We start from the raw sequence: 12098 nt of genomic DNA on the forward strand, positions 1-12098 counted from the left end.
ACCCTGCCCATCGACCCGACCAGGCCGTTGACCCGGAGCGTCTCCACGAACCGCCTGGCTCGAAATTGCGATCCTCGGTCCGAATGCACCCGGCAACCCTGCACCTCGGCCTTGCCTCCACGCCGGGCCAGAGCCATCTGCAGGGCGTCCACGGCCAGCTGCGAGCTCATCCGCCGATTGATCGAGTAGCCCACGATCCGGTTCGAGAACACGTCCTTGACCGCGCAGAGATAGAGCTTGGAATCCCCGGCCCAATGCTCTGAGATGTCCGTGAGCCACAGCTGGTTCGGCTTCTCAGCGCGGAACTCACGACGAACCAGATCATCATGAACGGCAGGGCCAGGACGCTTGCCCGAGCCGCGACGGATCGAGTGGCAGCAGCGGACCTTCACGAGCCGACAGGCCTTCAACACCTGATGGTCCGACACGGCCAGGCCACGGCCGCGGAGCTCATCAGCCAGGAACCGGTATCCGAACTCCGGGTCATCGGCATGGGCATCGAGGACGGCGTTGGCGGCATGCGCGTCGGACCATTCCCGCTCGCTGACAGGTTCGGCCAGCCACTGGTAGTAGGCCTGACGGGAGAACCCGAGGACCCGGCAGGAGAGTTTCACGGGAATCCCGTCGCGGGCCAGGTCCTTCACGACGGGATAGGTCATTTTGGGGACTGACCCAATTTCAGGTTCGCCTGGGACAGATACGCGGCCGCACGCCGTAGGACCTCGTTCTCCATCTCCAACTCGCGGTTGCGGCGCTTGAGAGCCTTCAGCTCCTCGTTCTCAGCCTTGGTGATGCCGGGCCGGATCCCGGCCTCGACATCATCCTGGGCCAGCCAGCGCCGTAGGCAGGACTCGGCGATGCCGAAGTCCTTCGCGACCTGCGCGATCGGCATCTGACCCTTACGGGCGATCGCGACCACGTCCTGGCGGAACTCTCGGGGGTATGCAGCGGGCATGGGGTCATCCTTCCAGCAGTCCCTCCCGGGACCACAGATCAGATGTCAACCAAACTCACGGCAGACCCCTCTCCTCCGGACGCAGATCGTCCGACTGTTCCGTGCGTGGCTAACATGCGACCATGGTTGAATCCTCTTCGTTCGTGCCGCCGAAGCTCTCCGTGCAGCCTGACGTTCGCGTTCTCGGCGCCCGCGAAAACAATCTGCAGGATGTCGACCTCACGGTGCCGCGCGATGCAACGGTCGTCTTCACCGGTGTGTCCGGCTCGGGAAAGTCCTCGCTGGCGTTCGGGACGCTGTACGCCGAGTCTCAGCGACGCTATCTGGAATCGGTCGCACCGTACGCCCGCCGCCTGATCGATCAGGCGGGAGTGCCCGATGTCGACTCGATCACGGGGATGCCGCCGGCGGTCGCCCTGCAGCAGCAGCGGGGTTCCGGGAACGCCCGATCGACCGTGGGCAGCATCACCACATTGTCGAGCTTGGTACGAATGCTGTACTCCAGGGCCGGGGACTACCCGGAGGGACAGCCGATGCTGTATGCGGAGGACTTCTCCGCGAACACGGTCCAAGGGGCCTGCTCGGAATGCCACGGCATCGGCCGCGTGTATGAGGTGAACGAGCAGCAGATGGTCCCTGACCCCTCGCTCACCATCCGCGAACGCGCCATCGCTTCCTGGCCGACCGCGTGGCACGGCCATCAGCTGCGCGACGTGCTGGTCGCTCTCGGTTACGACGTCGATGTGCCGTGGCGGGACCTTCCGAAGAAGGACCGGGACTGGATCCTGTATACCGATGAGACCCCCTTCGTACCGGTCCACTCCCGGCTCACGCTCTCCGAGTCCAAAGCTGCGATCGAAGCAGGCGTGGAGCCGAGCTACTCGGGCACATTCGTCGGGGCTCGCCGGTACATCCTGGACACGTTCGCGAACACGAAGAGCGCCTCGATGAAACGGCGCGTCGCGCAGTTCCTCACCGCTGCGATCTGCCCGACCTGCAATGGCAAACGGCTGAAGCCCGAGGCGCTGTCTGTCACGTTCGAAGGATTCGACATCGCCGAATTCTCCCAACTGCCGCTCCGGGAACTTGCCACGATCCTCTCGGGAGTCGTCGCACGCGAGGAGGACCACGAGGCCGCCTCTTCCGATGTGCGACCCACCGCAAGCCGAACACCAGAGAAGCGTGCTGCCGCGGTCCAGCTCGCGTCAGGGGTGCTGCAACGGCTTCGTCCACTGGTCGATCTGGGACTGGGCTACTTGTCATTGAGTCGGACGACGCCAACGCTGTCGGGCGGCGAGCTGCAGCGACTCCGGCTCGCGACGCAGCTCAGCTCTGATCTCTTCGGGGTCGTCTACGTCCTCGACGAACCATCGGCGGGGCTGCATCCGCAGGACGTGGCGGCGCTCCTCGAGATTTTGGATGGACTCAAGGGGCGAGGGAACAGCCTGTTCATCGTCGAACACTCCGTGGCTGTGATGCGGCACGCGGACTGGCTGGTCGACATTGGCCCCGGTGCCGGTGAACACGGCGGCCGCGTGCTCTACAGCGGCCCGCCCGACGGTCTCGCCGGTGTCACGGAGTCCGTGACACGCGGATACCTCTTCGGCGGCCGCGGTCTCCCTCTTCGCACACCCCGTGAGGCACGCAGTTGGCTGCGCCTGGAGAACGTGACGCGGAACAACCTGCACGACCTCACCGTCGATATCCCTCTGGGTGTCTTCACCGCGGTGACGGGCGTGTCCGGGTCCGGCAAGTCGAGTCTGGTCAGCCAGGCCCTTCCGTCGCTGCTCGGCGATCGCCTTGGCCTGGCTGCCCGGGCCGATGACGAGCCGGTCAGCGACGAGTCACTCCTCGCGGATGCGCCGGAACATCTCGAGGGGCGCGTCGCCGGGCCCGTCACCGGTGTACAGCGGCTGGTCGTCATCGACCAGCGGCCCATCGGCCGGACCCCGCGGTCGAACGTCGCCACCTATACCGGGCTGTTCGATCACGTGCGTCGTCGATTCGCAGACACCCCGGAAGCTCGTTCCCGTGGGTACAAGCCTGGCCGATTCTCCTTCAATGTCGCCGGCGGGCGCTGCCCGACCTGCGAGGGCGAGGGATCGGTGATGGTCGAGCTCCTCTTCCTGCCTTCCGTGTACACCGAATGCCCCGACTGCCACGGCACGCGATACAAGGCATCAACGCTCGAGGTCACGTGGCGGGGGCGCACGATCGCCGACGTGTTGTCGATGAGCGTCGAGGAGGCGAACCTGTTCTTCGTGGGGGATGAGGAGATCACTCGATCGCTGGCAGCCTTGTCGGACGTGGGACTCGAGTACCTCCGGCTGGGTCAACCGGCAACCGAGCTCTCCGGGGGTGAGGCGCAGCGTGTCAAGCTCGCAACCGAGTTGCAGCGCGCGCAGCGCGGAGACACGCTGTACGTCTTGGACGAGCCGACGTCCGGGCTCCACTGCGCCGACACGGATCGTCTCGTCGCGCACCTGCAGACGCTGGTCGATGCGGGCAACACGGTCGTCGCGGCGGAGCTGGACATGCGCGTTGTCGCGGTGGCCGATCACGTGATCGATCTTGGACCCGGCGCGGGCGACGCCGGTGGGACCGTGGTTGCAGCTGGTACGCCCGCCCACGTTGCGGATCAGGGCGTCGGTGCTTCCGCGGGCTACCTCGCCGCCGCACTGCAGGCAGCCACCAACGTGACCCCGTCGTGACGAGCGTGCCGCTGTGCGATATGAGAATCGCACAGCGGCACGCTCGACGGGGTCGTGGTCTCAGGCGGGGAGCTTAGAGGCCAGGACGTCCAACTTCTCGATCGTCGGCTCGCTGAACAGCTTGCCGGTCTGCTCGCCGAGAGCCTTCGCAACTGCGCCGGACAGGTGCGCGTCGCGGCCGGCGTCATCGGGGAACACGTCGAAGATCCCGAAGGACGACGGGCCGAGGCGGATCGCGAACCACGCGACGGTGGCCGGCTCCTCCTCCACGAGCCCTCGCCCGATGCCGAGGAATTCCTGGACCTCGTCCTCCTTGCCGGGCAGGGCCTCCAGCCTGACAAGCAGTCCCTTCGTCACGCTCATGCCATCACCTCTTCCTGGGTCGAATTGCTCGCAGATTACGCCACGATCGTATCGCAGAACACAGTCAGGTCATCGGGTGAGCGGCTGGTGATCAGGTTCCGTCCACCACGACGTCCTGGCCGACGACGTCCGCACCGGCGTCACGCAGGTCCGTGCGGATGCTCGGGAAGGACGTCAAGGTGCGACCTTCGACCACACCGGCCTCGATCAGCGTCCACGGCCCGCGACAGAGGCGTCCGCGACCAACCCGTCACCGGGGAACGTGCCTGCTGCATCCAGATCGTTCTCACGCGCCTGGATCTCACCGTCAGGGATCGACAGCACATCGGTCTGTGCGCCAGCCCACTCCAGAAGCGCCGAACAGGCCCTGGCTGACCGACATCAGGGAGCACTTCACGGGTGAGGAGGAGCTCTACCCCTGCGCGGACAAGGCCGTCACACGCGCGGCGGTGCAGCCGTGGTGGCCAGGTGCTTGGTGGACGCGGACCAGGGCTCGCAGTTCCGATCTGGCCTTCTTCAGGACGCGCTCACCCGTCATGGGCTGATCGGCACGATGGGCCAGGTCGGCCCAGCCGGGGACAACGCGGCCATGGAGTCCTTCTTCGCCCTCCTCCAGAAGAGCGTGATCGACCGAGGGCGATGGGCCACCCGGGACGAGTCGATCATGGACCCCACGCCCGCTCACGCGGCGTGACGACGGCTGTCACCGACACGTGCATCAGTCCCTTCCGTAGCATGGCCGTTCGTGGCGGGGCAGGCCTGGGATCTGCCCGGCTTCGGTAGGTGCGCGTCGCTGTGGAGGGAGCTGCGTCGATGACGGTCTTCGGGATCATCTGACTCAGTGTGCTCACCCACCTGCCGTCCGGAATCGACCCGTTCCGGGCCGTGGGCCTGCATCTGGGGGCAGCCGCGCTCAGCGGCTTCATCCTCCACGTGCTGACGGGCGGTTCTGCCGACCGGGCGGCATGCACCACCCCCGCGAGCGCCGTCTCGCGTCCCGCACTCTGATGCGCCCGCCCGCGCCCTCACTCCGCCAGGAACTCCAGCAGGATCCGGTTGAACTCCTCGGAGTGGCTGATGCTGAATCCGTGCGGGGCGTCCTTGACCAGTTCGACGCGGCTGCCGTCGATCGCCTTGTGCGTCCGCTTGCCGGAGCCCTTGAACGGCACGATCTGGTCGGCGTCGCCGTGCAGGACCAGGGCCGGCACGGTCACCGCCGGCAGGTCGCGGCGGAAGTCGGTGGCCCCGAACGCGTCCATGCAGGCCAGCGCCGCCGTCTGGTCGGACTGCAGCGCCATCCGGATGGCCTCCTGGCGCTGCTCCTCGGTGACCTTGAGGCTGCTGGTCAGACCGGCCAGCTTGGGGGTGGAGAAGAACGTCGTCGTGAAGTCGTCGAAGAACGACTCGCGGTCCTTCTCGAGGCCCGCGCGCATCTCGGCGGCCTGCTTCTCGGTCAGCGGGCCGTCGGGGTTGTCGTCGGTCTTCAGCAGGTACGGGGGCACCGCGCCGGCGAACACCACCGAGTGGATCCGGTCCGCGCCGAACCGGGACATGTAGCGCGCCACCTCGCCACCGCCCATCGAGAAGCCCACGAGCGTCACGTCACGCAGGTCGAGCTCGGTGAGCAGACCGTGCAGGTCGGCGGTCATCGTGTCGTAGTCGTACCCGCCGGTGGGCTTCTCCGAGACGCCGAAGCCCCGCCGGTCATAGGTGATCACGCGGTAGTGCGGGGACACGGCTGCGACCTGGTCCTTCCACGAGTCGAGGGTCAGCGGCCAGCCGTGGATGAGGACCACGGGACGCCCGTGGCCGGCCTCCTCCACGTTCAGTCCGATCGTGCCGTGGTCCGTGGGGATCTGCATGAGGGTCATGTGCGTCTGCCTTCCTGTGCTCTCGGGGGACGACGGCGGCGCTCGGCCGCCGCTTCCTCCTCACGCTAGGCACGCGCTCGGCACGTGTCAGGCTTCGGTCTCCGCCATCCTGCGCAGCGTCAGCGCGTTGAACGCGGCGTGGCCGTGGTTGTCGTTGTTGAAGTAGACGTAGGCGGGGCGCGCGCCCGCCGCGTCCCCGGCCGGGCCGCCGTCGTCCGCGCCCGTCAGCTCCCGCAGCCGCCCCACCCAGGGTGCGAGCTCGGCATCGGAGAACGATCCGCCGTAGCGCCAGTCCGGGTCCGCGTTGTGGAAGCGCACGTAGGCGAGACGCCCGGTCGCGCGCAGCACCGGCTCCCGCCCGGCGATCACCGAGACCACGAACCCCGCCCCGTGCCGGTCGAGGAGGTCGAACACGTCCTCATCCAGCCAGGACTCGTGCTGGACCTCCACCGCCACGCGCACCCGCTCGGGCAGCAGGCCGAGGAACCCGGCGAGCCGGCCGTCGTCGCGGTGCAGGTGGGCCGGCAGCTGCAGCAGCAGCGGCCCGGCGTGGTCGCCGAGCAGGTCCAGCGTGTGCACGATGCGCTCCACCCAGTCCTGCGGCTCGTTCAGCTTGCGGTAGTGGGTCAGGTAGCGGGAGGCCTTGACGGCCATCTCGAAGCCGGCGGGCAGGCGCTCGCGCCAGGCCTCGACGGTGCTGTCCGCCGGCCAGCGGTAGTGGGAGCCGTTGAGCTCGACCGTCCGGAAGCGCTCCGTGTAGTGGTCGAGCTGATCGGCGATCCGCAGCCCCTGCGGGTAGAAGGTCCCGCGCCAGTGCCTGTAGGTCCAGCCGGAGGTCCCGATCCGCACGTCCATCCCCCGACGATAGCCCCGGCCCGGGTCCCCGGGTCTTGCCTTGACTCGCCGCGGCAGGCGTAGCGTCCCGCTGATCATCGCGGTGGCTCAGAGGTACGACCGGAAGATGGGCATGGCTCCCTGATCGCCACGATGCTCCCGTCCTCGATCGCCTTCCTGCCCGCGTGGACCGGCATGGTCATCGGCTGGATGTGGCTGGACCTGCCGCTGGGCCCGAATGCCCCGGTCCAGTGAACGCCGTGACCGGCCCGGCACCCGCCCGCGACCCGGGCGCCCGCCCACTACTGTGACAGGAATGGACACGACGCGATTCGACGACGACCTGCGCGCGATGCTCGACGAGGTGGAGTCCGACCGCCGCGGCGAGCCCTCCGACTACCTCGAGGACGTCGCCGGCCAGCATGTGGACGGCCTCGCCGTGGCGGTGTGCACGGTGGACGGCCACCAGGCCGCCGCCGGGGAGACCGAGCACGCCTTCGCGCTGCAGTCGGTCTCCAAGGCCCTCACCTACGCGGTGGTGCTGCAGGAGATCGGCCTGGACCACGTGCTGGAGGACGTGGGCGTCGAGCCCTCCGGTGAGTCGTTCAACCACCTGTCCCTGCACGACGACGGCCGGCCGTGCAACCCGCTGATCAACGCCGGCGCCATCCTGGTCCACTCCCTCCTGCCCGCCGGGGACGAGGATGAGCGGACGGCCCTGCTGCTGCGCCGCTACAGCGCGCTGGCCGGCGTCGAGCTGGAGGTCTGCGAGGACGTCCTCGACGCCGAGCGCACCCGTGCCGACCGCAACCTGGGCCTGGCCCACCTGCTCGCCGACGCCGGCCGGCTGCCCATCTCGGCCCGCGAGGCCGTGGCCGGGTACCTCGCGCAGTGCTCGGTCCTGGTCACCGCACCCCAGCTGGCCGTCATGGGCGCCACCCTCGCCGCTGGCGGCACGAACCCCGTGACGGGGGAGCGGGTGCTGGACGAGTGGGTGGCGCAGCAGGCGATGTCCGTGATGCTCACCTGCGGCATGTACGACGCCAGCGGCCAGTGGGTGGCCGAGGTCGGCGTGCCCGCGAAGTCCGGCGTCTCGGGCGCGCTGCTCGGCGCCGTGCCCGGGGCCCTGGGCCTCGCCACGTGGTCGCCGCGCCTGGATGAGCAAGGTAACTCCCGGCGTGGCATCGGGTTGTTCGAGGGGCTCAGCGCGCGCTGGGACCTGCACGTGCTCCAGCACCGTGGCGCCCTGCGCGGCCTCAGCGGGCCCCGCTGACGCCTGGCCGCCGCCGCGCCGCCGTCGCGAGGGCCACGCCGACGACGCCGCGCCCCGTCCCTTGTCACCCTCTGACGCGCGCCGCGTAGCATCCGGCCCATGACCACTCCAGAGAAGAAGGACGACGCCCCCGCGATCCCCGTGCAGGACTCCCAGCTGGCCCACGACGACCCGCGCACCCGCCACCCGAAGCTCCGCATCGCCAAGCAGCGCCAGCCCGAGCCGGGCCTGGACGTGAAGACGGATCCCGTCCCGGACATCGGTCTGGACTCGTACCGGGGGATGGGTCGGCTGACCGGCCGCAAGGCCCTGATCACCGGCGGCGACTCCGGCATCGGTGCCGCGGTCGCCATCGCCTACGCCCGTGAGGGCGCGGACGTCGCCATCGCCTACCTGCCTCAGGAGCAGCCCGACGCCGACCGCGTCCTGGCGGCGATCGAGGCGGCCGGGCGCACCGCCGTCGCGTTGCCGGGCGACCTGATGGACGCCGACTACCGTGCCTCCCTCGTGGACGAGGCCGCGCAGCGCCTCGGCGGCCTGGACATCCTCGTGAACAACGCGGGCAAGCAGTTCATCTCCGATGACCTGACCGATCTCACCGACGAGCAGGTCCACGAGACGTTCCAGATCAACATCATGTCCATGTTCACGCTCAGCCGCGCCGCGCTGAAGCACATGGGCCCGGGCAGCACGATCGTGAACACCACCTCGGTGCAGGCCTACAACCCCAACCCGAGGCTCCTCGACTACGCGGCCACCAAGGGCGCCATCAACAACTTCACCAAGGGCCTGGCCGAGCAGCTCGGCCCGAAGGGCATCCGTGTCAACGCGGTGGCGCCCGGGCCCATCTGGACGGTGCAGCACGTGTCCTACGGTGAGCCCGAGGAGAAGCTGCCCGAGTTCGGCCACAGCACCCCCATCGGCCGCGCCGGCCAGCCCGTGGAGATGGCGCCCGCCTACGTGTTCCTTGCCTCGGGCGAGTCCAGCTACGTCAACGGCGAGACCCTCAACGCCAACGGCGGCACGCCCACCCCGTGACCGCCCGCCTCCTCGCCGACGTCGACACCGGCATCGACGATGCCTGCGCCCTGCTCCACCTCGTGGGCGCCCACCGCCTCGGTGTCGGCCCCGAGCTCGCGGCCGTCACCACTACGGGCGGCAACGCGACCGCCCGGGACTGCGCCCTCAACACCGCCGCGGTGCTGGACCTGGCCGGTCGGGCCGACGTCGAGGTGGCCGTCGGTGCCGAGACCCCGCTGCGCCGCCCTGCGGTCACCACCCCGGAGACCCACGGCGACGGCGGTCTCGGCCATGCCCGGATCGTTCGGCGCCCCGAGCGGCTCTCGTCCCGGCCCGCCGTGGACGTGTGGCTGGACGAGCTGCGGGCCCACCCCGGGGAGACGACGATCCTCTGCACCGCGCCGCTGACGAACCTGGCCCTCGCCCTGCGCACCGAGCCGCGCCTGCCGTTCCTCGCCCGCGGCATCGTGATCATGGGCGGCTCCTTCTATCATCCGGGCAACACCACGCCCACCGCCGAGTGGAACACCTGGGTGGACCCGGACGCCGCGAAGGAGGTGTTCGCGGCCGTCGAGGGCCTGCCCGAGGACCGCCTGCCGATCGTCTGCGCGCTCGAGACCACGGAGCGGATCGAGTACACGCCGGCCCTGCTGGACGGCCTCTTGGCCGACGCCGGGGCCCGCCCCGTCGGCTGGTCCGCGGACCGGCCGCGGGTCGCCGGGCCGGACGCCGCCACCGGCAGCCCCGTCCTGGACGTGCTCGCCGACGCACTGCGCTTCTACTTCGAGTTCCACCACGACTACGACCAGGGCTACATCGCCCACCTGCACGACCTCTTCGCCGCCCAGGTGGCCGCGGGCCAGGCCCGCATCGCCACGCGGGCCACCGTCGTCGATGTCGAGGCGGACTCGGAGCTGCTGCGCGGCACCACCGTCCACGACACGCGGGACATCTGGGGCATGCGCCCCAACGCCCAGCTCGTCACGGCCAACGACCCCGCGGAGGTGTTCGCGGCCTTCGCCCGCGCGGTGGGCGCCGTCGTCGCGGGGGAGCGCACGCTCGACGGCGGTTCCCCGGCCCGGTGACCGCCGTCGGGAATGCCCCCCGTCCGCGTGCGGTTGCACCCGAGGCATCCGCCAGACCCCGACCCTCCAGGAGCTCCCTCATGACCGACGTTCCCACCGTCCCCTTCCACGACGGCCAGCAGATCCCGCAGCTCGGGCTCGGCGTGTGGCAGGTCGAGGACGACGTCGCGGCCGACGTCGTCGAGCAGGCGATCCGCGCCGGCTACCGCCACATCGACACCGCCGCGATCTACGGGAACGAGGAGGGCGTGGGCCGCGGCATCGCCGCGTCCGGTGTCGCCCGCGAGGAGCTGTTCCTCACCACCAAGGTGTGGAACTCGGACCAGGGCTACGAGGAGGCGCTCGCCGCCCTCGACGCCTCGCTCGACAAGCTCGGCACCGACTACGTCGACCTCTACCTCATCCACTGGGCCAAGCCTGCGCAGGGGAAGTACGTGGACACCTGGAAGGCCCTGATCGAGGCGCAGAAGCAGGGCAAGGTGCGCTCGATCGGCGTCTCCAACTTCCCGGCCGCCCAGCTCGAGGAGATCATCGAGGCCACCGGTGTGGTGCCCGCGATCCACCAGGTCGAGACCCACCCGTACTGGCAGCAGCGCGAGCTGCGCGAGGTCGAGGGCCGCCACGGCATCGTCCACGAGTCCTGGTCCCCGCTCGGTCAGGGCGGCGACCTCCTCGCCGATCCCGTGGTCACGGAGATCGCCGAGGTCCGCGGCGCGACGCCGGCCCAGGTGGTCATCGCGTGGCACCTCGCCCAGGGCTTCGTGGTCATCCCCAAGTCCGTGACGCCCGAGCGCATCGTCTCGAACCTCGAGGCCGCGGGGGTGGAGCTGACCGCCGACGACGTCGCCCGGATCGACGCCCTCGACCGCGAGGACGGCCGCCTCGGCCCCGACCCGGCGGTCATCGACTTCTGATCCAGCCGCCACCGCGCGCACCCGGCCCGTCCCCCTGGGGGCGGGCCGGTGATAGTTTTGCTCGAGAATGCCCGGTGGCCGCCGCGCCGCCCGGGCGCATCTGTCCAGGCACTCCACGGAAGGCATGCACCATGTCCCACCAGGCTCCCCCCGCCGATGCGTCGAAGGCCCGCGCGCCGCGGACCGCCGTCCCGGTGACCCCGCAGACCCGCGCGAGCTCGCTGACCGACCTGCTCGGCGCCGTCGTGCGCCTGTTGCCCCTGCAGATGAAGGACGAGCTCGCGCTCGCCAAGGGACACGTGGCCGCGAAGGGCAAGAAGGCCGGCATCGGCGCCGGCGTCGCGGTGGTGGGCCTGTTCTTCCTCGCGCTCATGGTGGTCGCCCTCGTGGTGACGTTGGTCGGCGCCTTCGCCGACCCGAGCTTCTGGTTCCCGGCGCTCATGGTGGCGCTCGCGTTTCTCGTGCTCGGCCTGATCTTCGCCGGCGTCGGCCTCGTGATGGTCAAGGGCGCCATGCCGCTCGTGCCGCAGGAGACCGTGCGCAACCTCGAGTACGACCTCGGCTACCTCAAGGAGGGCAACGCCTTCGACCCGGCCGAGTACGACCGCCTCAAGGCGGAGCGCGCCGAGGCCAAGCGTGTCGAGGCCGCCCGTGAGGCCGAGCGGAAGAAGGTGGAGAAGGAGGAGAACAAGAAGGCCCGCAAGAACGGCGAGGCCGCTCCCCACCCGGACCGCGACGACGCCACCGAGGCCGAGATCCGTCGCCGTGCCGACCTGCGCCGCCGCCACCTGGGCGACATCCGCTCCGGCCTGGACGAGAAGACCAACGTGAAGGGCCAGCTCGCGGCCTTCGCCGCCCAGCGCAAGGGTCGCGGCGTCACCCCCGAGACCACGCACGCCACCGAGCAGACCGCGCCGTTCACCGGTGCCGCCCGCGCGGGGGAGCGGACCGCCGAGGCCGAGGACTACGTGAAGGACCACTGGCAGCCGCTCGCGCTGCTCGGCGCCTCCTCCGCCGCGTTCGTGGCGCTCGCCGGCCGCCTGCGCCGCCGCTGACCCGGGGGCGCCAGCCC

Annotated in this window: 14 protein-coding genes and 1 pseudogene; 9 read left to right on the plus strand and 6 right to left on the minus strand. The window is 69.9% G+C overall.

All coding sequences use genetic code 11. From position 1 onward, the window contains the following. Together QL983_RS07230 and QL983_RS07235 are read right to left on the minus strand one after the other, a co-directional pair. Nucleotides 1-659: IS3 family transposase (locus QL983_RS07230; protein ID WP_290152066.1), on the minus strand; the 659-nt coding region annotated here is incomplete at its 3' end. Beyond that, on the minus strand, nt 656-955 hold the full coding sequence (locus QL983_RS07235) for a transposase (RefSeq protein ID WP_002854321.1): 300 nt from the start codon (nt 953-955) through the stop codon (nt 656-658). The genes QL983_RS07235 and QL983_RS07230, both read right to left, overlap by 4 nt. A gap of 122 nt (nt 956-1077) precedes the next feature. Between QL983_RS07235 and QL983_RS07240 the strand changes: the two genes are divergently transcribed. Continuing rightward, nucleotides 1078-3666 (plus strand): excinuclease ABC subunit UvrA, encoded by a 2589-nt coding sequence (locus tag QL983_RS07240; RefSeq protein ID WP_036314023.1) that lies wholly within the window; start codon nt 1078-1080, stop codon nt 3664-3666. A 60-nt stretch (nt 3667-3726) separates the two neighbouring features. Here QL983_RS07240 and QL983_RS07245 read toward each other — a convergent pair whose 3' ends face one another. Together QL983_RS07245 and QL983_RS07250 are read right to left on the minus strand one after the other, a co-directional pair. Then, nucleotides 3727-4029: an antibiotic biosynthesis monooxygenase gene (locus QL983_RS07245; RefSeq protein ID WP_036314025.1), complete on the minus strand. Its 303-nt coding sequence runs from the start codon at nt 4027-4029 to the stop codon at nt 3727-3729. A gap of 35 nt (nt 4030-4064) precedes the next feature. Beyond that, nucleotides 4065-4421, minus strand: a pseudogene (locus QL983_RS07250) (DJ-1/PfpI family protein). Nucleotides 4422-4504: 83 nt separating this feature from the next. Between QL983_RS07250 and QL983_RS07255 the strand changes: the two are divergent. Together QL983_RS07255 and QL983_RS07260 are read left to right on the plus strand one after the other, a co-directional pair. Then, nucleotides 4505-4723, plus strand: coding sequence for a hypothetical protein (locus QL983_RS07255; RefSeq protein WP_129867145.1), 219 nt, complete (start codon nt 4505-4507; stop codon nt 4721-4723). Nucleotides 4724-4872: 149 nt separating this feature from the next. After that, nucleotides 4873-5037 (plus strand): hypothetical protein, encoded by a 165-nt coding sequence (locus tag QL983_RS07260; protein WP_161664781.1) that lies wholly within the window; start codon nt 4873-4875, stop codon nt 5035-5037. Nucleotides 5038-5054: 17 nt separating this feature from the next. Here the strand turns inward: QL983_RS07260 and QL983_RS07265 are convergent, their stop codons facing one another. Continuing rightward, on the minus strand, nt 5055-5900 hold the full coding sequence (locus tag QL983_RS07265) for an alpha/beta hydrolase (RefSeq protein ID WP_036314027.1): 846 nt from the start codon (nt 5898-5900) through the stop codon (nt 5055-5057). 87 nt (nt 5901-5987) lie between these two features. Continuing rightward, nucleotides 5988-6755 (minus strand): DUF72 domain-containing protein, encoded by a 768-nt coding sequence (locus QL983_RS07270; protein ID WP_036314029.1) that lies wholly within the window; start codon nt 6753-6755, stop codon nt 5988-5990. A gap of 132 nt (nt 6756-6887) precedes the next feature. On the opposite strand from QL983_RS07270, the gene QL983_RS07275 reads away from it, so the two are divergent. The 6 genes from QL983_RS07275 to QL983_RS07300 all read left to right on the plus strand — a co-directional run bounded on the left by QL983_RS07275 (nt 6888) and on the right by QL983_RS07300 (nt 12081). Further along, nucleotides 6888-6989 (plus strand): AbgT family transporter, encoded by a 102-nt coding sequence (locus QL983_RS07275; RefSeq protein ID WP_199489685.1) that lies wholly within the window; start codon nt 6888-6890, stop codon nt 6987-6989. Nucleotides 6990-7050: 61 nt separating this feature from the next. After that, the gene (gene glsA, locus QL983_RS07280) at nt 7051-8007 is read left to right on the plus strand and encodes a glutaminase A (RefSeq protein WP_073116916.1); all 957 of its coding nucleotides are present in this window, start codon (nt 7051-7053) and stop codon (nt 8005-8007) included. A gap of 99 nt (nt 8008-8106) precedes the next feature. After that, the gene (locus QL983_RS07285) at nt 8107-9045 is read left to right on the plus strand and encodes an SDR family oxidoreductase (RefSeq protein WP_043278939.1); all 939 of its coding nucleotides are present in this window, start codon (nt 8107-8109) and stop codon (nt 9043-9045) included. Beyond that, nucleotides 9042-10112 (plus strand): nucleoside hydrolase, encoded by a 1071-nt coding sequence (locus QL983_RS07290; protein WP_020624485.1) that lies wholly within the window; start codon nt 9042-9044, stop codon nt 10110-10112. The genes QL983_RS07285 and QL983_RS07290 overlap by 4 nt, the downstream gene beginning before the upstream one ends. 80 nt (nt 10113-10192) lie before the next feature. Next, complete coding sequence (locus tag QL983_RS07295; protein ID WP_290152079.1) at nt 10193-11026, plus strand: aldo/keto reductase; 834 nt, start codon at nt 10193-10195, stop codon at nt 11024-11026. 131 nt (nt 11027-11157) lie between these two features. Next, nucleotides 11158-12081: a phage holin family protein gene (locus QL983_RS07300; protein WP_061866739.1), complete on the plus strand. Its 924-nt coding sequence runs from the start codon at nt 11158-11160 to the stop codon at nt 12079-12081. Nucleotides 12082-12098: the final 17 nt, after the last annotated feature.

It is taken from the genome of Micrococcus sp. APC 4021 (genome assembly GCF_030407635.1).
GTDB lineage: Bacteria > Actinomycetota > Actinomycetes > Actinomycetales > Micrococcaceae > Micrococcus > Micrococcus luteus.